Source organism: Bradyrhizobium ontarionense, from assembly GCF_021088345.1.
Classification (GTDB): Bacteria; Pseudomonadota; Alphaproteobacteria; order Rhizobiales; family Xanthobacteraceae; genus Bradyrhizobium; species Bradyrhizobium ontarionense.
The window spans coordinates 4,047,329-4,070,876 of record NZ_CP088156.1 but is presented as its reverse complement, the minus strand read 5'-3'; the positions used below and the strand labels follow the sequence as shown (position 1 = coordinate 4,070,876).

The following is a 23,548-nucleotide window of genomic DNA, read 5'->3' as shown; positions in this document are numbered from 1 at the left end:
TGAGGCGATAGCCGCCGCGCATCACGGCGCCGTTGACGCATGGTTGGAGCGTCATAAATCACATACCGTGTTGTGCTTGGTCCAATTTAAGGACGTTTCCAATGACGCCATGCCGCGTATCTATCTCGCGTGGCCCAGGCGCACGGCATAATGGGCGTTATGCCGATATCGGCATAACGGTCACTGGACCCGCCATGAAAGTCGGTTGAACCGCGACTTCGGCCGCGAGCGGTTTGGCGATAAAGGTTACGGCATGGAGGAGCTGGTTGCCGAGCTTGCTTCGGCGTTCATCTGCGCCGACCTCGATCTCGCCTTGGAGGGAAGGGACGACCACGCCGCCTATATCGCCTCTTGGTTCAAGGTGCTGAAGAACGACAAGCGCGCGATCTTCACGGCAGCCTCGCATGCCCAGCAAGCGGCGGGTTATCTGCATGCGCAGCAGCGCGAGGGCGGCGGAGATCTTCAGGCCAGCGCCGCCTGACGATGCGGGGCAAAAAATGCCGCTGCGGCTTGAGCCGCGGCGGTAATTGGCCGTGAGGCCAATTCGTGTCTGATGGCGCAAGATGCTTACGAAGGCCTATGCGCCGCCTATCGGAAAGCGCGCATGCTGCAGGTCAGCGACGTCCAGGATCAGGCGGTAGAGCCGCTCTATGATCGCTTCGGTCAAAGGTAGCATCGCAAGCGCCGTTAAGATCAGCTGGCGGTTCCGTTCGGGATGGCGTTCCGCGGAGTAGGTCACTGTGTCATTCGTGGTGTTCAGTTGCCCGAACATGAAATTATGTCCGAGCGCGTTCGGATGGCAACGCTCCGAAAGGCTGTCATAGTGCCCGCGAAACCCCTCGGCCCGCTTATCAAATTTATCGATGTAGCCAAGGATATTGCGCGCCTGAAGTTCTGGCGTTTCGCCCGTCAATACGGCGTCGCGGGTCGCGAAGATTCCGTTCTGGGCGAGCGCGTCGAGGCCCGCGAGATCTTCGGCCGCCAACAGCTTGCATATCTCCTCCAGCCAAGCGAAGATGGCAAAGCTCTCCATGACGGCGCGGGCCGCAAGAATGCAGGCGAGCGTGCTCTTGGCGTTCCACGTCACCGCGACGCCGTCCATTAGCGCGACAATCCGGTGCAGTAGCGCATGCTGGTAGGTGGCCAGCTTCCAGGCAAGTTTGGATCGCGCAAACGGACCCGCGACGTTGATTTCAACGGCGCGCAGAGCTTGGAGGCGTCCGACCGAGGCGTTGAGATATTCCATCAGCTCCCGATCCTTGTCAGGGATGCCATCCTCGATCATCATCAGGGTTGGTGTGCGCAGTTCCAAGGTTCATACCTCGCGGCCCGGAGGGAGCTCTCTAAGAGGCTTCGCGCTGCGCCTCAACTCTGGCGCGCCGGCAGGCAACGGGCGAGCGGAACGCCAGACCGAGGAACGGCGTCCGCCCATAGAAAGTCAGCAACCAGGCTGAATGAATATCCTCCGTCTCGATGACCGCATAGCGATACTCCAGAATGTCGTCCTCGGCATGCGCGGCAGTCATTTCCTCAAGGAACGCCGGCGACATGGCGAACCGATGAATATCCGCGAAGACCTGGTCATCAGATAAGGGGGACAGCAGACCATGGTGATAACAAAGCCCTCGCACGACTTTTCTCACGATCCGGAGCACCCGCTCGTCGCGTCCCGGATAGATGATGTGCCGGGGCCCCCCGGCGGTCTCGACGGGCTCGATCTTGCGCGCGAGATCTCTGACACGGCGTAGCCCGTCGGCATGGTGAAAGCTGCGCCAGACCTTGCCCTCCCAGAGCTCCCGAACCGCTGCGTTTGGGTCGCCGGCGACCATCAAGACATTACGGAAGTGGGGCTCATCATCCACCCAGCTTGCGTTACACCGCGTGCAGGCGGGCACCTTGATCCGTTGAAAACGGGATTTCGCTTTGGAGCCGGGATAGAGCGCCCGCGAGACGACATGGTCGTATGTGGCGGCCTCCTCTCCGCAGTAAGCGCAGCATTGTTTGGGTATCTTCATCGTCCGCCCGCTGTTGACATTCGACTCAGCCGGAACTCACGGCTCAAGTCTGCCATAGGCGTTCAGAGGTGCAAGAGACCTACACCGGCTTTCCTCCGCAGATGTACGACGGCGATTCTACGCCAAGCCTCGGCAGCGAATTTGCATGAAGGTGAAGGCAGACGAAAGCCTGCCTTCGGGGTGTCAGAACCTTGCGTTGAGCGTAGCGGTGTGACGTCACGATGCCGCCTTCCGACCCTATGGGCGGCGAGGCGTCGTCGGGGCTATGCGCAGGCATGGCTCTGGATGTCCAAGCCTCACGGCCAAAGGCCGTCGTGCGACGTTCTTTCCAATTCGGATGCCTGGCGCCGCTCTGGCTGATTTTGTCCGGTGAATCTCCCGGACTGCATCTCAAGCGACCGGTCATGAACGGCCGGCCAGGCTACTTCAGTCGGGGCGAGCAATCGGCAACAGACCTGGCGCATCGATGACGCTGCGTTACCGTGATCAATGAGATCTTCCGGCAATACGAACAGCACCTGATCGGGCTGCGCCGCTCGGCTCGGTAGGGTGGCAGCGGATCAAAGGCGGCCCGGATATCCAGCTCTCTCCCACTTCAATTCGATGTTATCGGCTACCGAGTGGAGTACGGCCGGCGGCTGGTTCCCGTCGAAGCAATGCCGGAAATCTACATGAACGCGCATATTTTCGGGACGATAGGCGGCTATCCGGTCGTAGAGCAGAACCTCGGTTGCCCGGAAACGATCATAGACGGATTTGTGCATCGGGGAATTCGAGAGGCCCGTCGCTTCGTCGGTCGGGATGGTCCGGGCGCCGAGCTTCAGGAAGCCGCCCGCCTGCTCGTTGTGTTGCGGCCCGGCTGGATCGGGAGAGAGACGCAGTACATTGCAGTCGTGCTTCAGACCATCGGGGATCATGCAGGCCCCTGCTACCATCCAATTGAGGGCAATATCCGACAGGCGCGCCTCGTTCTCCAGGTAGCCGCCGCCGATATCAGCATGGACGCCGGGAAACCACACCTGCTCGAAGAAGATATTGCCGAGAGCATCGCGCGTGTAGGTCCGCGAGCTGTCAAGGGGATTCCACCTCACGCGCGCGAAATCTGCCCGGTTCTCATCGATCGAGATGGCGTGCTTGGCGTAAGGCACGTTGGGATTTAGCGTCGTGTCGTAGAATTTGTGCTTGCGTGGCGCAAAGTGGACAGTGGCAAGCCGTTTCCAGAAGCCGTAGTTCGGGAGGGCTGGCGCCATCTTGAGGTAATTCTTCAGGAACAGGGCTACGGCCGTCACGATACCAAGATAGCTGATATCGCGGGTCAGCCGGCCTGCCCACGGCCACGAGGGCTCGATCCATGAGCCCAGCACATGAAGGCCAAAAAGAACCGCAGCCCCAGCCACAAACACTACGGGGCCAAGATATTTGTGGCCAAGGGCCGCCACCGTATCGAACACTCCGATGAAATACGGAAACACATTTGCCTGCTCGACGCCGTTCACAGTCGCTGAACTGCCATACTGCTCGCGGAACTGACGCGCGATCGCGCTGCGCGTATCAAGCAGAAACTGGCGGTACCAGTGATGCGGCGTGCGCGCATAGGACGGGCAGAACTGGTAGACATCCTTCACCGCATGCTCGGCAAGTTTCTGTAGACTGGCGGGATCGCGCCTGAGAGGCGAGCCGTCCGGCATGTGTCGTGGAATGCCACATTGCGCGATCACACCCGCGAGGGACCGCACAGTATACGCGCCACGGCTGAAGCCGATCAGGAAGATGCGGTCGCCTTCAGTGTAGAGGCTCAGGATCGCGGCATAGCAATCGACGATGTTGCGGGTGATGCCGAGGCCCGTCGCCATGCTCAACAGGTTATAGATCGTGCGCATCCAGCCGACTTTGAAATGGCCGCCGTCCGCTGCCGAACCAAGGCCGGGGTCGTAGAAGGCCACCTGCTCGGCGGGATTGATTTTGGTGTCAGGACCGACGCGGCACGCGCGGTAGAGCTTGTAAACGTTCGTCCTGGCTTCATCGAAATGGATGCCGCCGGCCTGGCCGGTGCCGTCGGAAAAGATTACGATATTCTTTGGCATCGCACATCATCTCCAAACGTACGGATTGTTTATTTATGAGGATCGCTCGATCATCCAATCGGTCGCAGCCAAGACGAGGAAGACTACCAGGCCAAACAGCGAGCCGATAATAAAGACCAACTTGCCTACGGTGAAAGTGCTGGCGATCGATGCCTCTCCGGTGCCGATCGCGCGATCGGGGCTCAGCAGCTGGATCAGAGCAATATCCTCCGCCACGTCGAAAATGAGGTAGAGAAACGAAGCCGACCAGCCGATCCAGCTGACCCCCGTCAAGAATGGTTGTGACGGCAGGTATGGCGTTATCCAATGCCAGAGCAGCGCACTGAAGAGCCCGAGCGCCACCGCGAAGCCGATATCGATGCGTAGCACTTTGTCTCGATAAATGCTCAGAGCTGTCTGCCTGGCCTTCGTGTCTGTGTCGAGCGCCCGTAACCGGAATGCAATCAGCTGATCCGCGCTATAGCCTCGTGTCCGCTCGGGAACACGTAACGGAGCTACGGCCCTGTCCACCGATAATCGCGGCGTGCGGTTGAGGAAATGAAACGCGACCGTGAGCACCAAGCTTAACATCAGCCAGAGCCGGTCATCGATTCCCAAAAGAATGCCGGACATCGTGAGTTCTCCGCTGCCGACCTAAATCCTCGGGCCGGTGGCTGCATGTTTATGCGGGATAGGTGACTTCATGCTTGTCCACAGGCTAAGATTGTTGTGGTCGCTCTCGTCTCGACCTGAAGTACGGTCTCGGTAGATTTTGATATGCTCGGGGCGAGACTTAGTGCGTTGCCTTCAAATCCGGGGCGAGTGTCTTGGCAGGGATGCCGACCGCTAGCACCAGCTGCCCACGGTTTAAGAATTCGCCGATGTCGAGTAGGCCGAGCAATCTGCCATCTGGCGCAAATACGGGGCTGCCGATCATTCCCGGGCCATACGGGACATTGAGATCAAATCGGCCCAGATCGTCATCATCGCCAACGCTACTCCAGCTTGGAAGCTGCTCGGCCCTGGAGACCCGGCGGTCATTGTTATCGATGCCGTCGGGGACACGCTCTCGAGGTCCAAAATACAAACCACTTGTCCGCCGCAGATATCCCACCACGTAGAGTTCGCGGTTTCGATCTGGATCGTCCAGGGATGCATCGGTGATTGATGGTAGCGGAAGCGTTGCCTTCAAGCCGGGGACGGTGAGGCGCACGAAGGGGGAGTCCTCCGCAATTCGGCTTACCTTCTCCACCCTATGCGTCTCGAAGATCTTACCGCAGCTAATGAGTTGGATCTCCATCTCGGCAGGTATCTCGGCTGCCGGCCCTCGCCGCGGAAAGACGGTGACGGCTGTTTCATCAGACAGGATGATTCCGGAAGTGACGACTGGCGCGCCTTTGCGCTCATAGATGATCCGAACCACGTTTTGAAATTGGGAGCGAACCGCATCGGGAATGCCGCGCTTCGATGCGCCGGAGGGTGGCGGAGGGCAATCGTCCATAAGACGATGCTGGAAATATTGGGCATTCACGATTTTTCGGTCGGAGGCATCGGGTGGAAGCCCCTTCAACCAGTCTATTCCATCGCCAGGTGACCGAAATCGTCGAGCTTCCAGCGCGTAGAGACCAATGATATCGACCAGCGAGTCGATGGTTGCGCTTGAGGCTGGCGTCAGATTGATCTTCTCATCTCCCACATATCGCTGCAGGCCCGAAAGCGACGAGTAGATCAGCCGGTATTCGGGACTCGCGAGCGCCGCCGCCTTGTAAGTGTCCTTCAGAAAATCGACATCGTCTTTGTATTTTTGCTTGTCGAACTCGTAAGGCGGAAGCGAGTCGAGCGTGCTACGGATATAGAGGAGGCGGGCGACGCGGCAGAACTCGCCAAACTTCACGCCAAAGTCCGAGGTGCCTTCCTTCCATTGCGACCAGATCATATAGCAGGCGATCCGAAAGGCCGTATTCGTATCGTTTTCGATCCCGCCAGCAACCAGCGCCGGAACAGGACGTGCCTGTTCTTTGCCGGCGCTCGTCGGCGCGGTAACGAAGACGCGCCGTGAGTTGTTGCTGCTGAAAATGGATGCAGTCAGCTCTCGCGGCGACGGAGTTATCACGCGCCCGAGAGCGGTGACGAGGTTCTTGACGTTAACCCCTTCGACGGTGATCTCAAGCTGCTGCAGCTCATTGCTCTTGCTGCCGAGTTCGACCACCTGTTCGTTTTGAATCACCGGCAAACGGCCAGCGGTGTCCGATTCATCCTTCTGGTCTCGCCGTTCGCCCTCCATCTTGAAACGCTCGGCCTCCTGCTGAATTAGCCTCACGATCAGATTGTAAAACTCGAACGTCTCTCCCCGAATCTGCTGGCCGAATTCTGGTTTGCGGGCTCCGTCGGCATAGTACTCGAAATCGCCGAGAGTGATGCTGCCGGTCTGCCAGGTCGCCATGACGCTCTTGGCGAGGATGGCGATGACAATGCAGGCCAGGGCGGAGTAAGCCAGGCGCGCCAACGTGAATTGCTCGGCCAGTTGAGACGCAACACCGCTCACCCAATCGAGTGCATGCATGACGATACTCACCGTGTTCCTGAAAGCGCGCTTTACACTCTCGCTGCTGCTTGAGCTCATGTTCAGCCCTTACAGGCTCCGGCATTTCCGGCGGCTACGCCAGTCTCGAACAGTCCGGGTGCGGCCGGCATAGCGTCAAACAGAACCGCGATCTGTCGAGCAATCCCAAAATTCGATGCGGCGACGCGCTTCTCATTGATCGCGCGGACGATATCCCATTCATCATGCGAGCCGTAGCTGTAAGCGACCGAGGCCCGGAGCCCGTAATAATCGCGGAACGCTCGACGATCGACCTTCTTCAGTTCGGGATCAGTTTTCACGGCGGCGTCGTAGAAGGCTTCAAGCTTCTCAAGATCTGCCTTACCATCGAACGCGAAATGGCGCGCGAAATCTGACGGGCCCGCGAAGTACACGAAATCGAAATCGCCAAGGCCACTCGATCCCTCAAGGACATTGGTCCACATTAGCATATAGTCAGCGCCGGCCGCACCGGGCGGCAATGTCACCGTGGTGCCGGCCGTATTCAGAAGCCAGGCCGCATGGACGCCGAGCCGGTCCTCAACCCGCTCCTTGATCTCGGCCGCGATCTTGACGTTCTCGCCAAAATAGCTTCCCGCGACTGTCGAGATTGGTATGCTCAGATAGCCAATTGCCTTACCCTTTGCGCGCTCCGCCGCGATCATCGCCCTAATGTCGGCAATATTCTGCTGAATCGCTCCGCGGAGTTCGGCGTTGACGCAATAGCAAAAGCCGCCTCGCGTGCATTCAGTGACCTGCTCAGCGCGGGCCGGGCCCGCCGGCGCTGCGAATGCCAGTCCCCAGACCGCGGCCCGTAGAGCGTTTTGCTTCCATCCCATCCTGTATTGCTCCCCTTAAGGACAGGCATCGGCGTTACGCAGTGTCTCCTTGAGAAGACGGACTAGGCGGAGGGCTGCGATTGCAAGCTGTCGGTCCACGATTGGCAGTGCCTTGTCGTAATAGGCCCGGCCAAGCACGTTATCCGCCGGAATGTCATAGACCATCGGGACATACCTGTGGGCCTCCAGCGCCCAATCGGTCGGCGTCCCACCATCAAGCGAGCTCGTATCGCGTCCATTGAGCCAGCCGGTCTGAAGGCGAGTCACATAGGCCCCCCAGTTATAGACCGTGTGCATGATGAGCCCGGTATCCCAGAGCGCGTGGAGCTTTACGTTCGGCTGATCAAAAAAGGTAACGAGGACCTTGTTGCCGCCTTGATCGTCCGTGCCGTCCGCGTTGAACCGTGTTTCGACATGCAGGGGCTGGTGGATATCGCCTACGAAATGAATCAGAAACTTAAGGGCATCGCCGCGCTCACCGAGAGACTTCGAGCAGTCCGTAACATCAGCGCGAAAGCGAGCGATTGCATGAATGATGCAGTCGCCCTTTTCCGGCTTGCAGTCACGGGTCGGATCGTAGGCGTTCTGATCGAACGGAATATCAACGAAATGCCAGCTGGCGCTGTCAGGGTGTGTGGCCCGGTAATCATCAGCCCAGCTAGCAACCGACGGCATGGAGACGCCCCCGAGGAGGATCTTGACTTTGCGGAGAGTCTCGACATCCAGCCGGCGCTCAGCCAGTTCGGCGATGATCGAGTGCCCCTCCTGACCCCAGGCAAAGGCTCGATTGACCGGACATGCAATCAGGATGAAGACCTGAAGACTCAGAAGCGTCCATCGGACAAGGGGGAGGCAATGCTGCTGGGAATAGCTCGACATGATCGCGACCGCGTTACCAAAATATTGCGCGCCCAAATAGGTTCGTCGTCCAACGTCCAGATCAAACGCTGGCCCTAGCTTGGCCGCGCCGCGTCGAATAAGCCTGCGAGCTTCGCCGGCATTTAGTCGTGCTATGGCCGCGAAGGCGGGCAGCCAAAATCAACATAAAGTTGCAACAGAGGGAGACTATCAAGCGGCTCGTACTTTTGTAAATAGCGCATCTTGTGGTTTGCGAGCGGTCGGCATCGCAAAGCCGCGGCCAGGGCTTAGGGCGCTGCCCTCGGCGCGGCGCAAGGGCAGGCCTCGCGGATTTTGGCTCCCTCGCGCTGCCGCGCGGCCCCCAAAAACGTTGCTGCGCAACCTCCCTGTCTCTTGCGCCTTGCACATCCGCTGCTCGCCGCGAGGCAGGGGTTCATGGCGGCTCTTTGCCGCGCAGAACCCCGAACCAAGGAGAAAATCATGAGCAGCAGACAGAACATTCCGGCCACCGGCAGCAACCTCATCATGGTGCCGCTGGCGAAACTGAAGAACTCGCCGAAGAATGTGCGCAAGATGCCGCATTCACTCAGCGAGATCGACGCGCTGGCCGCCAGCATCGCCGCGCTCGGCATGCTCCAATATCCCATCGTCGAGCCAGAGACCGATGCGAAGGGCAAGCCAACCGGCGCTTACCTCGTCAATGCCGGTGAGGGGAGGCGGCTTGCCCAACTGCTTCGCGCCAAGCGCAAGAAGATCAAGAAGGACGAGCCGATCCCCTGCATCTTGGACATCACCCACAACGCCACCGAGATCAGCCTCGCCGAGAACGCCGTTCGCGCCAGTATGCATCCCGCCGACGAGTTCGAGGCCTTCGCCGAGCTGCATAACGAACAAGGCATGAGCGCCGAGGATATCGCGGCGCGTTTCGGCGTCACCGCCGCTGTCGTCAGACAGCGGCTGAAGCTTGGAGCCGTCAGTCCCGCCCTGCTCACGCTCTACCGGGGCGAGGAGATGAATCTCGATCAGCTCACCGCCTTCGGCATCACCGACGACCACGCACGGCGGGAGGAAGTCTGGCAAAGCCTGGCGCTGAACATCTCAATGATTCCCAATGCCGCCTGCTGAAGACCAAAAAGCTCCAGCGTCGACCCCGACCGCCGTTGTTGAGGCGCACGCCGGGTATCAGCTTTATCGAATCCACCGCCTGAGCCGGCGAACGGCACAAACCCGCTGCTTGTGCTCATTTTGCGTGCGTAGGTCCTCCAGACCGAGTACAAACTGGTCGGGGTCGATGCGTTCGGAGCTGCGGTCGAACTGCATTCGCTGCAGCTGTTTGATGATGGACTTGAGGCGCTCGATCTCAGTTTCGCGGTGATCGATGGCGGCCGCAATGTCGCGCAACAGCTGCATGTCCGACGGTACTCGAACACGCTGATTCGTAGAAGAATCACAAACCAATTCCGCACTAGGTTTTGCAGATCATCCTGCAATCGCCGGCTTCCAGACACGCTCTGGCGCGCGCCAGTCGATGCCTTCGATCAGCATCGCGAGCTGCGCAAGAGAGAGCGTCACGGTGCCTTCCGCATCGCTGACGCGCGGCCATACGAAGCCACCTCGGTCAATTCGTTTAGTGAACAGGCAGAGCCCGTTGCCGTCCCAAAAGCGGATTTTCAACATCGATGCCTGCTTGCCGCGGAAGGCAAAGAGATGGCCCGAGAACGGGTCCGTTTTCAACGTGTCTTGGACCAGCATTGTGAGCCCGTCCATGCCCTTCCGCATGTCGGTGTAGCCGAGCGCCAGATGTACTTTCACTCCTGCGGGAACGATCATCATGGTGCAGTCTCCTTGTTCTCGACATGCGCTCGGACAACCTCAGGATCAGTGCCCGAGGGCGCAAAGACGCTACGCCCATCCGACAGTTCAACGGTCATCATGCCGTCGGGCGCTTGCAAGAGATCGTTCAATACGAGCTGGTCGGAGGATGCTCCGGCAAGCGTCACCGCTGCAAAAATTGCCTTCGAGCGCTTGCCGAAGCCGAACTGGACGCGCCAACGGAACAACATGCTCGTGACGATGCCGTGGAGCCGGCAGAGCTCAGCGGCGGACGTACCCGGAACGTCGGACTCACGCACGATCGCTAGCTTTTCCTCATCCGTGAACCGGCGCCGGTTCGCGCGCCCATCACGTGGCTCATCTGTCAAGTGGCTCATCTGTCAAGCTCGTTTCGCAGTTGGGCTCCTTAGTAGCGCTGCTTACGACAGTGCTAACGGCGGGCCGGGCGGAGGGATGAAGATGGGCGCGCCAGTCGATCGTGACCTCACCAACGTCCAGTCGGTCACGCCATTTGCGCAGCGAGTGCGGCGACAGCTGCATCGCGGCAGCATAGGCGCGGAGACCCATTCCGCTCCCGTTCAGCGCCTCGACATGCATCGCCCAGAACGCCTGAGACGCCTGATTGCGCACATCCGAGGTGACGGTGAACCTGCGCTGCTTCTGCTTTCGGAGCGCCTTTTCTCGCTCTTCCCGGGCGCGCTCGCGGCGCAATTCCGTCTGATATTTCTCAAGCTTAAGCGCAGTCTCGTTGCCGGCCAACCGCTTCAGCCAACGCCGCAGAGTGTTCTCGGTCAGGCGTTGTTGCTGGCAGTATTTGCGGATCCCGAGACCGCTTCGACGCCATGCCCCGATGTGCAGCGACCACCATTCGCGTCGCGCTTTGTTTTCGAAATGTCCGGATCCCACCGGAGATTCTCCACAGCAGCAGAGAACTCGAAATGGAGTGACAACATAGGAGGAGGAAGGTGTGCAGAGACCGGACGGTTGTAAGCGTCCGGCCGCCGCACAAGCCTCAGGGCTTGACATGATCAGTCAGCTTCCAGCTCCACGGCAGCAATTCGTCGAGACGGTTGGCGGGATGTCCATCGATCATCCGCTGCAGTACGTCTCGCAGGTAGCCGTAGGGCTCGACGTCATTCAGCTTGCACGTCGTGATCAGCGAGTTAATGACCGCCCAACGATGTCCGCCACCGTCGCTGCCGGCGAACAGGTGGTTCTTGCGACCGAGCGTGACAGGACGGATCGCCCGTTCGACCGGATTGGTTTCGAGCTCAATCCGGCCGTCGTTCAGGAAGCGTGTAAGTCCGTGCCAGCGCGAGAGCGCATAGCGGATCGCTTCAGCGAGCTTGCTGCGGCCGGAGACCAGGCGGAGCTGGGCATCGAACCAGACATTCAGCGCGTCGACGATCGGCTTGGAGAACGTCCTGCGTTCGGCAAGTCGGGTGGCCGGCGACTGGCCGCGGATGCGCGCCTCGATGGCATAGAGCTCGCCGATCCGGCGCAGGGCTTCTGTTGCCACGGGGGACGCCGTGGCTTCGGCCACATCGTAGAACTTGCGTCGCGAGTGGCTCTAACAAGCTGCGAGCGTGATGCCCTCTTTGTCGGCCAGCTGCTCGAAGCCGGCGTATCTGTCGACATGCAGGATGCCCTTGAAGGCGGCAAGATGTGCGACCGGTCGCTCAGCCTTGCGATCCGGAGCGAACAGGTAGATGGCAGCCGGAGGTTCGGGGCCGCTCGAGGGCCGTTGCTCGCGCGCGTACACCCAGAGCCGTCCCGTCTTGGTTCGTCCGCGGCCAGGATCAAGCACCGGGATCGGCGTGTCATCGGCAAAAAGATGGTTGGAGGCGAACACGTTCTTGCACAACCGTTCGTGCAAGGCCTCGAGCCACCAGCACGCGCCGCCAACCCAGTCCGCGAGCGTCGAGCGGCAGAGATCGACGCCATGACGGTCGAAGATCTGCGATTGCCGATAGAGCGGAAGGTGATCGCAGTACTTGCTGATCAACACGTGCGCGAGCAGCGCGGGCGTCGCCAACCCGCCAACGATCAGCCGTTCCGGCGCACCGACTTGCGTCACCGTGTTGCAGGCACGGCATGCGTATTTGGGACGCGTGGTACGCACGACGCGAAGCTGCGCCGGGATCCAATCCAGCATCTCGCTGACGCTCTCGCCAATCAGATGAAGAGCACCGCCGCAGCAGCCGCAGATCCGACTCTCCACATCGAGCAGAACGTCTTCCCGCGGCAGATGATTGGGCAGCGCACGACGTCGCGGCGGAGATTTGGCTTCCGGAGTGATCTTCGGTTGCGCTTCCTCTATGCGGCCAATGTCGCTGTCGAGATCCTCCAGACCGAGTGCAAACTGGTCAGGGTCGATGCGTTCGGAGCTGCGGCCGAACTTCATTCGCTGCAGCTGTTTGATGATGGATTTGAGCCGCTCGATCTCGGTGTCGCGATGGTCGATCGCGGCGGCAATGTCGCGCACCAGGCGCTGCAGAAGCTCAGGATCGGATGGGAGATCGGTGAGATCGAGCTGCATGTCCGATGGTACTCGAACATGCTGATTCGTAGAAGAATCGCAACTCAGTTCAGCACTACATTTTGCAGATCACCCTGCAATTGCAGGCTTCTAGACACGCTCTGGCGCACGCCAGTCGATGCCTTCAATCAGCATCGCGAGTTGAGCTGGTGTGAGTGTGATCGAGCCGTCATAGCCCGCCCTCACTGGCCACACGAAGCCACCCTGGTCGATGCGTTTCGTGAACAGACAAAGCCCGTTTCCGTCCCAGAACAGGACCTTCAGTATCGATGCCTTCTTGCCGCGGAAGGCAAACAGATGACCGGAGAACGGGTCTTTCTTCAGCGTCTCCTGGAGCATTGCAAGCCCATCCATGCCCTTGCACATGTCGGTGTAGCCGAGCGCCAGGTGCACTTTCACGCCTGCAGGAACGAACATCATTGTGCGGCCTCTTTGCTCTCGATCTGCGCTCGAACGGCGTCCGGATCGCTGCCGGCGGGAGCGAAGACACGCCGTCCATCGACGAGGTCGACGGCAACTATGCCCTCCGGTGGACGCACGAGATCGCGCAGGGCGCGCGCTGCGGGCATGTCGTCGGGCAACACGACACGGGCGAGCTTGGAGCGCTTCTTTTGCGCGATGCCGAACTGCGCGCGCCAGCGGAACAGCAGCCCGGTGACGATGCCGTGCTTGCGCGCGACGGCAGAGACCTTGGCGCCTGGTAGCTCGGTTTCCTTGGCGATCGCGAGCTTTTCCTCGTCGCTGAAGAAGCGCCGAACCGGTGCCGGCGGCGCCGCCGGATCGCCGATTTCGGCGGCTGTCAAGCGGCGTTCGGGCTGTGAGTTCCTAGCACTAGTGCTAACGGCCGGTCGGGCGGAGGGGTGAAGATGGGCGCGCCAGTCGATCGTCACCTCGCCGGCGGCCAGTCGGTCGCGCCATTTGCGCAGCGAATGCGGCGACAGCTGCATCGCCGCGGCATAGGCGCGGAGCTCCATCCCGCTCCAGTTCAGCGCCTCGACATGCATCGCCCAGAACGCCTGAGACGCCCGATTGCGCACATCCGAGGTGACCGTGAACCTGCGCTGCTTCTGCTTTCGGAGCGCCTTTTCTCGCTCTTCCCGAGCGCGCTCGCGGCGCAATTCCGTCTGATATTTCTCGAGCTTAAGTGCAGTCTCATTGCCGGCCAGCCGCTTCAGCCAACGCCGCAGAGTGTTCTCGGTCGGACGTTGTTGCTGGCAGTATTTGCGGATCCCGAGACCGCTCCGACGCCATGCTTCGATGTGCAGCGACCACCATTCGCGTCGCGCTTTGTTCTCGAAATGTTTGGATCCCACCGGAGATTCTCCACAGCAGCAGAGAACCCGAAATGGAACGACAACACACGAGGGGGAAGGTGTGCAGAGACCGGACGGTTACTTGCCGACGTTCGATGGCAAGATAAAAACGCCTCTCCGTGGCGTAGAATCGGCGGTCGTAAGTCTTTGTACTCACTTATCACAGAATGGCACTGCTCCAACACGTACAGTGTTGCTAGAAGAAGAAAGAGCTTAGAGATCAACGTCCCGAATGGCACTAATCGCAGCTTAGCGAACTGGATCGTAGAGTTGGGACATACCTAGCCGTGCGCGCATGAAAGGACGCTGCAGGGCCACCACCGGGGTCCAGCCAAGGCGCGCGCCTTCAGCGCAGCTGGCGAAGCGAATTAACCGGCATTGACCAGGTCTCAGCTGCCCAGCCCCTTGCCGTGCAGGTGCTGATAGCTTCCTGTGAGCGGGGCTGGACTGGTCAAAATGCGAAGCCGCCCAGTAGGTCAGCTTACCGATGGAGAACAGAAGTTATCCAAGCCAATTCGAGGTGACGCGATGAACCTAAAGCCGACGTTTGCGGCCACACCAGCGGATATCCGCTTCCAACCCCATTGCGGACGTGGCTCTTACGGAAATCAGGCGAGATAACAATTCTATTGGGACATGTCGGCGCAGGACGGCAAGAGCTTGATCAGATGCACCCCATCTCGCGGTAATCCAACAAGGGCGCGAATCAATGCAAGCTCACCGCTTGCAGTTCGTCGCTCCCGGCGTTGGCCATTGTGGCTTCGTGGCTGCCGGCCAACACGATGGGCAACGGAGCGCGCCCGGCGACGACGCCGACCGGTTCCCGGCCATTAGCAAGATCGGTGTCGACGTCTCCTCCACATGCGCCACCGATTAGTCCGAGAGCCGCTCCAGCACGTCGCGCACCAGCCCTTGCATAAGATCGAGCTTGTAGACCGTCATCGGCAATGGTTTGGCACCCGAGCTTGCCGCTTTCGCCGCTTCTGCGATCGATTCCGCACTAGCAATCTTGCCAATGAGCTGGACTTCTACCGCGGTGAGGCGAAGCGGCACGGGCGCGACGCCGCCTGCAGCGAGACGCACGAGCTGGAACTTGCCGTTGGCGATCACAACGCGGGCGCAGAGTTCCACCAGCGGCCATTCCGCATAGGTCCGGCTGATCGCCCGTTTGTAGGAAGCGCGCTCGCCCTCGAGCGGAGCAGGAAGCGCAATGCTCTTGATCATCTCGCCCGCTGCGAGTGTATGATCGGCGTGCGAGACGGAGCCGTCACCGAGCAGGCCGGCGATCGTCAATCCGCTACGCCGGTCCGTGGCGATTTTCGCATCATAAGCCAGCAGAGCCGCTGCCATGGTTGAGGGATGCGGCGCGACGCAGTCTCCGAGATCGAAGGCAACGCCATAGAGATGATTGCCAGTCCGGGCAGGACAGGTGCTGCCACTTTTCTTCAGGCAATTGATGTCGGCACGGCGGAAATACCAGCAGCGTGAACGTTGCGCGAGATTGCCGCCGAGCGTTGCAACATGGCGTACCTGTGGCGTGGCGAGCCCTTGTGCGCTCGCCGCAATACCGGGATAAGCGGCGGCGATACGTGCGTCGGTCGCGATCGTGTCGATGGTGGACAGCGCGCCGATCTGAACGGCACCGTCGGCGTCCCAGGTGATCGTCTTGTCGCCGGTATTTGAGATATCGATCGGCATTCCCTGCGACACGCCGCTGCGACGGCGTTCGCTAAAGTCGGTACCTCCAGCGCGGAATTCAGGCGTGGGGTTGGTGGTGATGACGGCGGCACTCATGCTGCATCCCTCCCCTTCAGCGCGGCGACCAGACGATCCGGCCGGAACGGAATTTCGGTCAGTCTCACGCCGATCGCATCGCGGATGGCGTTGGCGATTGCGGGTGAGGTCGGCACAGTAGCGACTTCGCCGATGCCGACGCTGCCGCCCGGCACGTGCTCGAAACCGGCTTCGTCGAAATGCACCTCCAGTTTCGGCATGTCGGCAATCCCCGGAATGCGGTAATCCTCCATGCTGCCGCTCAGGATGTGGCCGCTCAAAGGATCGGTCTCCCGCGTCTCATAGAGTGCGTAGCCGATGCCCTGGATCACCGCGCCTGCTGCCTGGCTTCGCGCCAGCATCGGGGCGGCGAGCTTGCCGACTGCGAAGCCCGTATAGGCGTTGAGCACGCGCACGTGCCCAAGCCATGTATCGACCTCGACCTCCATCACCTGCACCGAGCTCGGTACGCCGGCGCCGACCACCATGTGGTTCATCAGACGCAGCACCCAACCGAACACCCGGCCCATGATTCCTGCCTCGTGCAGCGCGGGCCGGACGCCGGGCGGCGGCTTGCCGTCCTCCTGGCGTCTCGCCGACACAGCGATATCGGGAGAAGTCGCGATCATTTCGCGCCACGGCGCGTTCGAGCCCGGAGCGGGTGTTCGAGAAGCGGTGCGCTTGATTTCCGCTTTCAGCTTTTCGATGGCAAGCAACGTCGGCGGCACCACCGAGGCGGTGACACGACTGCCGCCGGAGCCTGGTCCGGGCGGCAGGTTGGAGCGGCCGATGCGAACTTCCACATCCCGCGGCTCGAGATCGAACGCCTTGGCGACGGTGTTCGCGATCACGCTGCGCGTGCCCGTGCCGATATCCTGCACCGCGCAGCTTGCCACGATACGGCCCCCCTCAACCGCGAGTTCGACCGAGGAGCCGGTCTGCCAGAGATAGAGCCAGTAGCCGGTGGCGACGCCGACCCCGCGCCTGAAGCGGCCTATCTGCGATGTGGCCGCCTTACGGCTCTTCCAGACGTCGAGGCCGGCAGCCCAGTCGTACAGGCGCTGACGGTTGGGATCGGGATCCCAAAGCTTGCGCAGGTGAATCGGATCGATCTTCATGCGCAGCGCCGCTTCGTCCACCGCCTGCTCCAACGCAAACGCCATCGGCGGACCGCCGGGGCCGCGGAACGGCGCGCCGGGCGGCAAATTGCTGAGCACGTCGAAGTCAACGAGCTCTTTTGCTTCGGCCGGATAGATCAGCCGGGCCAGACCGGCGATCAGCGAATTCACGGCGGCGCCGGTATCGGCATGGGCGGTCAGCGACAGCGCCTTGAGGCGGCCTTCTGCCGAAGGCAGCAACGACAGCTTCAGCTCGGCGGCCGGACGATAGCCCGTGACGGAAAGTTCCTCCTCACGATCGAAGGCGACACGCACCGGCGCCTTCACCGCGCGCGCAAGCTCGATCGCGGCGATGGTCTCCAGCCCAACGCTGCCCTTGGAGCCGAACCCGCCACCGACATGATCGGCGATGACACGCACCTTGTCGTGCGGAAGGCGGAAACGCTTGGCGATCTTCTCCATGCTTTCGTGAATGGCCTGCGTCGAGATGTGCACGGTGAGCTGATCGCCATCGAACCTGGCCACGGCGGCATGTGGTTCGAGGCTTGCGTGCTGTTGCGTCGAGACGCGGAAGGTCTCCTCGACCAGCAGCGGATTGCGTTGCTGGCGCGCCTCGTCAAGCCAGCTCTTGGCCTGCTTAGCTTTTTGCGAGAACGGCGCCGAAGGTCCGCGCACATTTCCCTTCCACGACACCGGAGCGCCGCCGGCGCCCTCGGACACGTTGCCGGCACGCTTGCGATCCTTCTTTTCGAACACGACTGGCGCATCGTCGCGTCGCGCTGCATCGAGCCCGATCACGGCGGGTAGAGGCGATGCCTTGAAGCTGATCGCGGCGATCGCCTTCAGTGCGGTGCGGCGATCCTTGGCCGCGACGGCTGCAATCGGGGCGCCCACGAAGCGGACCATATTGTCGTCGTCGAGTAGCGGAACGACCGCGGCAACGCCGGTAATGGCGCGCGCCGGCGCCAGATCAAGCCCGGTGATCCTCGCATGCGCGATGTGCGCGCGCAGGATGACGCCTTCGAGCTGACCGTCATGGTGGATGTCGACGGTGTAGCGGGCCAGCCCCGTCACCTTGTCGCGGGCTTCCAGTCGCGGCGCGATGGGATCGATGCCGTCGAAGCGGCCCGAGCATGCTTCGGTGACGGCGCGATAGATGCCTTCATAGGCGCCGCAGCGGCAGAGATGTCCCGATAGCGCGGCGGCGATCTCCTCGCGCGAGGGTGTCGCCGTGCCCTTGGTCGCGCGCCAGCTATCGTGGAACGCGGTGGCTTCGACGACAAAGCCGGGCGTGCAGAAGCCGCATTGTAGGGCGTCGTGCGCCATGAAAGCCTTCTGCACCGGATGCAACCCGGCTGCTCCGACGCCCTCGATGGTCGTCAGCGATTTGTCGGCGGCCGCCTGCGCCGGCAAAAGGCAGCTCACGACGGGCGTGCCGTCGAGCAGCACGGTGCAGGCGCCGCAGACGCCGGAGCCGCAGACGAGTTTGGTGCCCGTGAGGCCGCCATCGCGGATCACGTCGATCAAGAGCGCATCCGGATCATCGGGCAGCACCAGAGGCCGTCCATTGATAGTCGTGGTGGTCATTTCCGAACTCCCGTTTTGCGTAGGGACTTCTTTGCGGACGGCGCCATCGCGCCGGCAATCAGCATGCGCAGCATGGTCTGAAGCTGTTTCAGGAACGCGTCGACCGGCTGCATGGAAGGGAAAGCCGATTTTGTGCCGTGAATCGCCATCTCGACGCAGCGCGCGAGCTCCCGCACGCTGACACCGCTTTCAAGCGTGAGCTTTCGCTTGCGGCACACCCGCGCGATCGTGGTTGCAATTTCGTCGGCGAAACGGATGGAATAGCTCTGATAGAGGTCGCGCGCCTGCGCGAGGTGCTCGGAAAACAGCTCCTCGGTATGAGGCGAGTCGTTGAGCGAAGCGAGCATCGACTGCATTCGCGCACCGATCTCGGCAACGAGGATGTCGGCAAGCTCGAAGCCCGCTTCCTCTGCCGCCTTCGCCGCCGCGATTTCGGCAGCGAGCCCTTGCTCGTAGAGCCGCTCGATCACTGCGCGAAACAGCGCCTCCTTGGAGGCGAAGTGATGATAGAGCGCCTGCCGCGTCAGTCCAGCTTCCTCAGCCGCCTGCTCGATCGAGGACCGGCGGAAGCCGTGGCGCCGGAACACGCGCATGGCGGCGTCGAGGATCCGGTCCTGGGGAGGGGCCTTGGCCTGCATTTTGTCAGATTTGACAAATACGAACGAACTGTCAAATCACGGATTGATGACAGTGTTCTTCGGGCAAGAGTCAAAGTCGCTTCCGCGCGGGCGGGGACATCGCCGAATTTCCGTTGGCTGGCCTCATCCAATCGGCTCGTAGCCGCGGTCCGCCGGCAGCATCGACCTCCGGATCTCAAAGGCGAGGGCAGAGCGGCTCTATTTGCCCGAATTAGGCTGCCTAATGTGCACAGGCGCGTGCGCCATTTTGCAGATCGCCTCTATGAGGAGACGTATCGCTCGCCCCTGCCACTCGATTTGATCAATCGGAGCTTCCCAATACTCCGACAGCACGTAGGCCAAATGGCGCGCCTTTATGCTCAGGCCTTTCAAAGTGTTGGCAGGCGTTTCCATGATCGCCCGTTCGATGGGATCAAGGCGGGCCAGCAACGCCTCGTCATGGGCCGTAACGTACTCGTCAGCTCGCTCCGATAGGTCGGAAACGCTGCGATCGAGTTCTGCCGCCAGCGCAATAAGCTGTTGCTCAAGAGCCGTGAGACCAGCGTCTTGGTCCGACGACGTCACAGAATCAAGATTGTTAAACGATATTCGCGTGTCCATTTGAGCTCCGAGAAAGCCGCGGGCGGCGCACCGCCTCACAGCCGTGTATTGCCCCTAGCCGCGTGGCCGTGCGATTCCGATGGTGATTAAGATTCGCCCGCGCTGGTGTTGCCTGTTGTTGCAGGGCCGTTGTGCCGGCCCTCGGTCTCCTCGAGAGGCTGACTTTTTGAGTTTCGCGCCTCTGCATCATCGCTCTGTCTCCGAACTCCAGGGGCATACCCCCAATTCGGAATCCGCCCGACAACTCTAAAAGGAGGTGGCGGTATTTTCGTATTATAGGTTATAACCTATAGAATTTCCAGCCCTGCTTTGGTCCTACCGTCCAGATGAACTGGTCGGACCCAAAGGCGGCGCGCAGCGTTCTCGGGGAGAATGTTAGGCGGCTTCGCAAAGCAAAACGGTTTAGCCAAGAACGCTTGGCCGAGCTCACCGAGCTCGACCAGCCGCACATCAGCGAAATTGAGGCAGGGGTGATCAATCTCACACTCGATAACGTCCAAGCGCTGGCTGTAGCGCTGGGCGTTGAGCCCTCTGATCTGCTGAAGCCGCCATGCTGAACGCTTTGGAATTGCGATTGGCGAGCCGGCAAGGCAGTAAGTCGATCCCTCTCCGAGCAGTACGCGCGCCGTAGTTTGAAGCTCGGCCGGCCACCGACGCGGCTGTTGGTCTGCCCGCTCACCTTCTACGCACCGGCCTCGTTCCGGCTACCTTCAATCTGGCTGATGCTGTTCATATCCCTCGGTTGGACGTGGACATCCCGAACGCATAGTGGCGTAGCACAGCGAAGATTCGGCGATATACCAGCCCGCAATGGCTATGGCACAATGGCCTATGTTGCCGTGCGGCCAATGCAGGAGTGAGTTGCGCAGAACGGCGAATGCGAGATCCGGCAAACTCCTGAACGAGGCGAATACTCATGTGAGCCTCGCGCGTCATCCTGCAGGGAGAGTGGGGTGCCCCCGGCTGGCTGAAGCTTGCAAGGATCTGGACGGACACCCCTGGATGGTCGGCCGCCAGTGACGATCGTCCGTCGCGAGCACAGAGCGCAATTCACCATCGTCCCGAACGCTGTCTTCGCGGATCCCCGCCTATCTGTCGAGGCGAAGGGCGTGCTCGGCTATCTGCTGTCGCGTCCCCACAAATGGCACGTCCGCCTGGATCACGTCGGGCGGACCCTGGTTGTTGGCCGCAAGAAGCTGCAGCGCATCTTTCGAGAGTTAATCGCCGCCGGCTATGTCGCCCGCGAAGCGCAAAGATTCGTCGACGGACACCGGTTCGGCGAGCTCGACTATGTCGTCCATGACGTGCCTGTGCCTGTGGATAAGTCGTTGCGTCCGCGGGGTCGAAAGGGACCTGCGGCTCCGCGGGTCCAAAAGGGACCTGCGTATAAAGACTCGCCGCGGGGCCCTAAGGGACCTGCCTATAAAGAACTAGATAAAAACAGACCCTCTCCACCAGCGGCCTATGCACCTGATGGTTGGTCGAACGCCATCGGCGTGACGCAAGATCGGCTTAACCAGCTCCAGGACGACGAGGCTCGGCTGGATCCGGCGATCGTGGGGCTTTTCGACGACGTCGCTGAAGGTTGGGAATTGGTAGCCGCGCTTCCGGATCAAGAACGGGCTGAGCTGCGCCAACGCTTCAGACGGGGTGAGCTCGATCGGTCGGCGATCATTGAGCTCCGGAATCGATACCTGCATGTGCTGGGTGGCCGTCGGGGTAAGAGGTGATCGCGGCTGTCGGGCTCCAGAGCCTCCTGACCGGTTCTGACCGGTGCGGGGTCGGCAGATGATCCACGCCAGGCAGAGCGCGGGGCGAGGCCGTCGAGTCTCAAACGAAATTTCATCCGACTTGGCGTCTCGCCTCAATGCTCTTGACCATATCCCTAAGGCCGTAGCGCGGGCCTAGGAGACTGGAGCGGCTTCGGCGGGTGTATCTGGTCGCCAAACTCCGTTGAAGCCTCCAGAGGCGCCGGAAGGGCTCAAGAGCCATGGATCCGACAGGAGGGCTGAGGGCACAGCAGTCTGCTGAGATCCGCTGCGTCGCAGGCTGCCTGCGCCTGGGCCGGAGTTGCGGCAAACCGGGTGAGATCGCCGAGCGAATCTGTTTGCCATTCGCCAAAATAGTCGTTGTGGCTCAGTGGCGGAACTCATGGCTGGAAAATTGGCAAACGCCTTGAATTGTTGGCTTTTTCACTCTTCCCTAGGGAGCGCCAGTTCTGCCTTACCCCCGCTGATTTTATTGGCTTTTTGGTCGGTTTTCCCAAACCGGCAGATTGCGTTTGGGGAAAGTCGTTCGCCTTGTGTCCTTCAAGGCGCGCCAGAGCATCGACCGCAAGGCTCGCCTGATCAGCCTCCTCAGTGTATCGTTCAGCCTCTGCAAGAGTGGTGTGGCCAAGGACGGACATGATCATCTTTGCCGTCGCGCCAGCCTCGGCCAGGCGGCGACCGGTCGCCTTGCGCAGGCCGTGTGGCTGACAACCAAGCGGCAGGCCCGCGTCAGTAATGGCATCGCGCATCCATTGGCTAAAGCCATCAACGCTGAAGGACTGGCCGTAAGCGGTCGTGATGATCGAAACGTGGTCACGCTTTGCGACGGACAAGGCCGAAAGCAGGTCACGGTGGAGCGGAATCAACAATCGTCGTCCTGTCTTCTGCTGCGCGACGGCGATTCTGTTTTCGGGCGTGATGTGGGACCACGCCATGCGGACCACGTCCGATCGTCGTTGGCCCGTGTTCAAGAACAGTTCGAACGCCAGCCGCTGTTTGGTCTCCAAAGCCCACTTCTTGCGGAAAAGCTCGATCTCATCCTCGGTCCAAGATCTGATACGCTGAAGCTTGGGTCGCTTTATTCCTATCGATGGGTCGTGCTTGATCCATCCGATGTTGATCGCGTGACGGATCAGAATGCGAAGTTTCTTGAGAGTATCGAGAGCCGCGCCGGGCCGGTCGGCGAACGGCTGAAGAATGCCGGTGATGATGCGCTCGCGAGAAAGTCCAGCGACTGTCCGATGCCCGTGGTCGATTCTGAGGGCCTCGAGGCGCCTGCCGTACCCCTCCTTGCTGGTCTTTCGGAGACCGATGTATTCCGAGCTTCGCATGTAAGAGGCGATCAGCGCAGAAATTGTGCCCTGGACGGGAGAGCGAAGTTCGGGTCTCGATGATGTCACCTGACCGAAAAGGGCGCTTTGGTAGGCCGACATGAACTCAGGGCTGTTCGGGTCATCTGGCAGGCGAATGCGCCCACCCTTGCCGCGTCGAAATGACAGGTACGTGTGCCCCTTAACGTGATTGCGCTCAACGTATGGCGGCAATCTTCGAGGCATCGACATCACTCCACGTCTCGTCAAGGCTAAGATCATTGCCATCCGAAGGCAGCAGATCAATGGCAGTATCTAGTTCTCGGACGTCCCATGCTTTCCGGCGCTCACTGAGGATTTTGGGCCTTGGCATAGTGCCTGCACGCACCATCTGATCGAAGACGTTGGCGGAAACGCAGATGTAGGCGGCTGCCGCCTCGCGAGTAATGAGCCGCGGCTTTAGTGATGACGGGAGAGCCGTCTGCCTTGGCATCGATCGGATACCCTTTCCGAAGCCCTGTGCACCTGCCGGAAAAACGCCGGCCGACGTGTCTAGGCTCTGGATCAGGTAAGAGTGAAGGCTTTTGCGTCTTTCGGAAGTGTCATCGCGCTATCGGAAGCAAAAGGGTCGGGTTTACGGGTTCTATCGCGGGTGCTCATCGTCTGTTTGCGAGGCGTCATCCTGCTCGGACACGAGGATCTCGGAGACGCG

The 23,548-nt window shown here is 60.8% G+C and carries 21 protein-coding genes and 3 pseudogenes; 4 read left to right on the top strand and 20 right to left on the bottom strand.

Annotated elements, in window-relative coordinates; all coding sequences use genetic code 11:
• Positions 1–181 precede the first annotated feature (181 nt).
• A pseudogene (locus tag LQG66_RS18075) lies at positions 182–481 on the top strand (zincin-like metallopeptidase domain-containing protein); the annotation flags it as partial.
• 96 nt (positions 482–577) lie between these two features.
• Here LQG66_RS18075 and LQG66_RS18070 read toward each other — a convergent pair.
• The 7 genes from LQG66_RS18070 to LQG66_RS18040 form a co-directional block, all read right to left on the bottom strand.
• Positions 578–1,312 carry a hypothetical protein gene (locus LQG66_RS18070; RefSeq protein ID WP_231327526.1) on the bottom strand — a complete coding sequence of 245 codons (735 nt, stop codon included), beginning with the start codon at positions 1,310–1,312 and terminating at the stop codon, positions 578–580.
• Between the two features lie 31 nt (positions 1,313–1,343).
• Positions 1,344–2,015, bottom strand: a complete 672-nt coding sequence (locus LQG66_RS18065; protein ID WP_231327525.1) for a hypothetical protein — start codon at positions 2,013–2,015, stop codon at positions 1,344–1,346.
• Between the two features lie 560 nt (positions 2,016–2,575).
• Entirely contained in the window at positions 2,576–4,099 is a 1,524-nt protein-coding gene (locus LQG66_RS18060; protein WP_231327524.1) for a DUF2235 domain-containing protein, read from the bottom strand.
• Between the two features lie 33 nt (positions 4,100–4,132).
• The gene (locus LQG66_RS18055) at positions 4,133–4,711 is read right to left on the bottom strand and encodes a hypothetical protein (RefSeq protein ID WP_231327523.1); all 579 of its coding nucleotides are present in this window, start codon (positions 4,709–4,711) and stop codon (positions 4,133–4,135) included.
• Positions 4,712–4,871: 160 nt separating this feature from the next.
• Positions 4,872–6,641: a serine protease gene (locus LQG66_RS18050; RefSeq protein WP_231327522.1), complete on the bottom strand. Its 1,770-nt coding sequence runs from the start codon at positions 6,639–6,641 to the stop codon at positions 4,872–4,874.
• Positions 6,642–6,703: 62 nt separating this feature from the next.
• Complete coding sequence (locus LQG66_RS18045) at positions 6,704–7,498, bottom strand: hypothetical protein (protein WP_231327521.1); 795 nt, start codon at positions 7,496–7,498, stop codon at positions 6,704–6,706.
• Positions 7,499–7,513: 15 nt separating this feature from the next.
• Complete coding sequence (locus LQG66_RS18040; RefSeq protein WP_231327520.1) at positions 7,514–8,413, bottom strand: S1/P1 nuclease; 900 nt, start codon at positions 8,411–8,413, stop codon at positions 7,514–7,516.
• Between the two features lie 378 nt (positions 8,414–8,791).
• Between LQG66_RS18040 and LQG66_RS18035 the strand changes: the two genes are divergently transcribed.
• Positions 8,792–9,481 (top strand): ParB/RepB/Spo0J family partition protein, encoded by a 690-nt coding sequence (locus LQG66_RS18035; RefSeq protein ID WP_345778950.1) that lies wholly within the window; start codon positions 8,792–8,794, stop codon positions 9,479–9,481.
• 63 nt (positions 9,482–9,544) lie between these two features.
• Here LQG66_RS18035 and LQG66_RS18030 read toward each other — a convergent pair whose 3' ends face one another.
• From LQG66_RS18030 to LQG66_RS17975, 12 genes and pseudogenes are all read right to left on the bottom strand, one after another.
• On the bottom strand, positions 9,545–9,766 hold the full coding sequence (locus LQG66_RS18030) for a transposase (protein ID WP_256460629.1): 222 nt from the start codon (positions 9,764–9,766) through the stop codon (positions 9,545–9,547).
• Positions 9,767–9,835: 69 nt separating this feature from the next.
• Positions 9,836–10,189 (bottom strand): IS66 family insertion sequence element accessory protein TnpB, encoded by a 354-nt coding sequence (gene tnpB / locus LQG66_RS18025; RefSeq protein WP_231327519.1) that lies wholly within the window; start codon positions 10,187–10,189, stop codon positions 9,836–9,838.
• Positions 10,186–10,566: a transposase gene (locus LQG66_RS18020; protein WP_231327518.1), complete on the bottom strand. Its 381-nt coding sequence runs from the start codon at positions 10,564–10,566 to the stop codon at positions 10,186–10,188. Before LQG66_RS18020 ends, tnpB (LQG66_RS18025) begins: the two co-directional genes overlap by 4 nt.
• The gene (tnpA, locus tag LQG66_RS18015) at positions 10,547–11,095 is read right to left on the bottom strand and encodes an IS66 family insertion sequence element accessory protein TnpA (RefSeq protein WP_231327517.1); all 549 of its coding nucleotides are present in this window, start codon (positions 11,093–11,095) and stop codon (positions 10,547–10,549) included. Before tnpA (LQG66_RS18015) ends, LQG66_RS18020 begins: the two co-directional genes overlap by 20 nt.
• Before the next feature lie 106 nt (positions 11,096–11,201).
• Positions 11,202–12,728, bottom strand: a pseudogene (tnpC, locus tag LQG66_RS18010) (IS66 family transposase).
• A 90-nt stretch (positions 12,729–12,818) separates the two neighbouring features.
• Entirely contained in the window at positions 12,819–13,148 is a 330-nt protein-coding gene (gene tnpB, locus LQG66_RS18005; protein WP_231327516.1) for an IS66 family insertion sequence element accessory protein TnpB, read from the bottom strand.
• The gene (gene tnpA / locus LQG66_RS18000; protein WP_231327515.1) at positions 13,145–14,041 is read right to left on the bottom strand and encodes an IS66 family insertion sequence element accessory protein TnpA; all 897 of its coding nucleotides are present in this window, start codon (positions 14,039–14,041) and stop codon (positions 13,145–13,147) included. Before tnpA (LQG66_RS18000) ends, tnpB (LQG66_RS18005) begins: the two co-directional genes overlap by 4 nt.
• Before the next feature lie 873 nt (positions 14,042–14,914).
• Positions 14,915–15,835 (bottom strand): FAD binding domain-containing protein, encoded by a 921-nt coding sequence (locus tag LQG66_RS17995; protein ID WP_231327514.1) that lies wholly within the window; start codon positions 15,833–15,835, stop codon positions 14,915–14,917.
• The gene (locus LQG66_RS17990; protein WP_231327513.1) at positions 15,832–18,519 is read right to left on the bottom strand and encodes a molybdopterin-dependent oxidoreductase; all 2,688 of its coding nucleotides are present in this window, start codon (positions 18,517–18,519) and stop codon (positions 15,832–15,834) included. The genes LQG66_RS17995 and LQG66_RS17990 overlap by 4 nt, the downstream gene beginning before the upstream one ends.
• Positions 18,516–18,989: a TetR/AcrR family transcriptional regulator gene (locus tag LQG66_RS17985; protein ID WP_231328098.1), complete on the bottom strand. Its 474-nt coding sequence runs from the start codon at positions 18,987–18,989 to the stop codon at positions 18,516–18,518. The genes LQG66_RS17990 and LQG66_RS17985 overlap by 4 nt, the downstream gene beginning before the upstream one ends.
• A gap of 9 nt (positions 18,990–18,998) precedes the next feature.
• A pseudogene (locus LQG66_RS37260) lies at positions 18,999–19,157 on the bottom strand (helix-turn-helix domain-containing protein); the annotation flags it as partial.
• Positions 19,158–19,355: 198 nt separating this feature from the next.
• Complete coding sequence (locus LQG66_RS17975) at positions 19,356–19,757, bottom strand: hypothetical protein (protein WP_231327512.1); 402 nt, start codon at positions 19,755–19,757, stop codon at positions 19,356–19,358.
• A gap of 326 nt (positions 19,758–20,083) precedes the next feature.
• Between LQG66_RS17975 and LQG66_RS17970 the strand changes: the two genes are divergently transcribed.
• Positions 20,084–20,314: a helix-turn-helix domain-containing protein gene (locus tag LQG66_RS17970; RefSeq protein ID WP_231327511.1), complete on the top strand. Its 231-nt coding sequence runs from the start codon at positions 20,084–20,086 to the stop codon at positions 20,312–20,314.
• 459 nt (positions 20,315–20,773) lie between these two features.
• Positions 20,774–21,487 (top strand): helix-turn-helix domain-containing protein, encoded by a 714-nt coding sequence (locus LQG66_RS17965; RefSeq protein ID WP_231327510.1) that lies wholly within the window; start codon positions 20,774–20,776, stop codon positions 21,485–21,487.
• 419 nt (positions 21,488–21,906) lie between these two features.
• Here the strand turns inward: LQG66_RS17965 and LQG66_RS17960 are convergent, their stop codons facing one another.
• Complete coding sequence (locus LQG66_RS17960; RefSeq protein ID WP_231327509.1) at positions 21,907–23,088, bottom strand: tyrosine-type recombinase/integrase; 1,182 nt, start codon at positions 23,086–23,088, stop codon at positions 21,907–21,909.
• Positions 23,089–23,548: the final 460 nt, after the last annotated feature.

Coding starts and splice junctions, on each gene's coding strand:
- LQG66_RS17970 (WP_231327511.1), top strand. CDS start 20,084: ATGAACTGGTCGGACCCAAAGGCGGCGCGCAGCGTTCTCGGGGAGAAT.
- LQG66_RS18020 (WP_231327518.1), bottom strand. CDS start 10,566: ATGAGCCACTTGACAGATGAGCCACGTGATGGGCGCGCGAACCGGCGC.
- tnpB (WP_231327519.1), bottom strand. CDS start 10,189: ATGATGATCGTTCCCGCAGGAGTGAAAGTACATCTGGCGCTCGGCTAC.
- LQG66_RS18065 (WP_231327525.1), bottom strand. CDS start 2,015: ATGAAGATACCCAAACAATGCTGCGCTTACTGCGGAGAGGAGGCCGCC.
- LQG66_RS18050 (WP_231327522.1), bottom strand. CDS start 6,641: ATGCATGCACTCGATTGGGTGAGCGGTGTTGCGTCTCAACTGGCCGAG.
- LQG66_RS17975 (WP_231327512.1), bottom strand. CDS start 19,757: ATGGACACGCGAATATCGTTTAACAATCTTGATTCTGTGACGTCGTCG.
- LQG66_RS18045 (WP_231327521.1), bottom strand. CDS start 7,498: ATGGGATGGAAGCAAAACGCTCTACGGGCCGCGGTCTGGGGACTGGCA.
- LQG66_RS18055 (WP_231327523.1), bottom strand. CDS start 4,711: ATGTCCGGCATTCTTTTGGGAATCGATGACCGGCTCTGGCTGATGTTA.
- LQG66_RS17990 (WP_231327513.1), bottom strand. CDS start 18,519: ATGACCACCACGACTATCAATGGACGGCCTCTGGTGCTGCCCGATGAT.
- tnpB (WP_231327516.1), bottom strand. CDS start 13,148: ATGATGTTCGTTCCTGCAGGCGTGAAAGTGCACCTGGCGCTCGGCTAC.
- LQG66_RS17960 (WP_231327509.1), bottom strand. CDS start 23,088: ATGTCGATGCCTCGAAGATTGCCGCCATACGTTGAGCGCAATCACGTT.
- LQG66_RS18030 (WP_256460629.1), bottom strand. CDS start 9,766: ATGCAGCTGTTGCGCGACATTGCGGCCGCCATCGATCACCGCGAAACT.
- LQG66_RS18035 (WP_345778950.1), top strand. CDS start 8,792: ATGGCGGCTCTTTGCCGCGCAGAACCCCGAACCAAGGAGAAAATCATG.
- LQG66_RS17995 (WP_231327514.1), bottom strand. CDS start 15,835: ATGAGTGCCGCCGTCATCACCACCAACCCCACGCCTGAATTCCGCGCT.
- LQG66_RS18060 (WP_231327524.1), bottom strand. CDS start 4,099: ATGCCAAAGAATATCGTAATCTTTTCCGACGGCACCGGCCAGGCCGGC.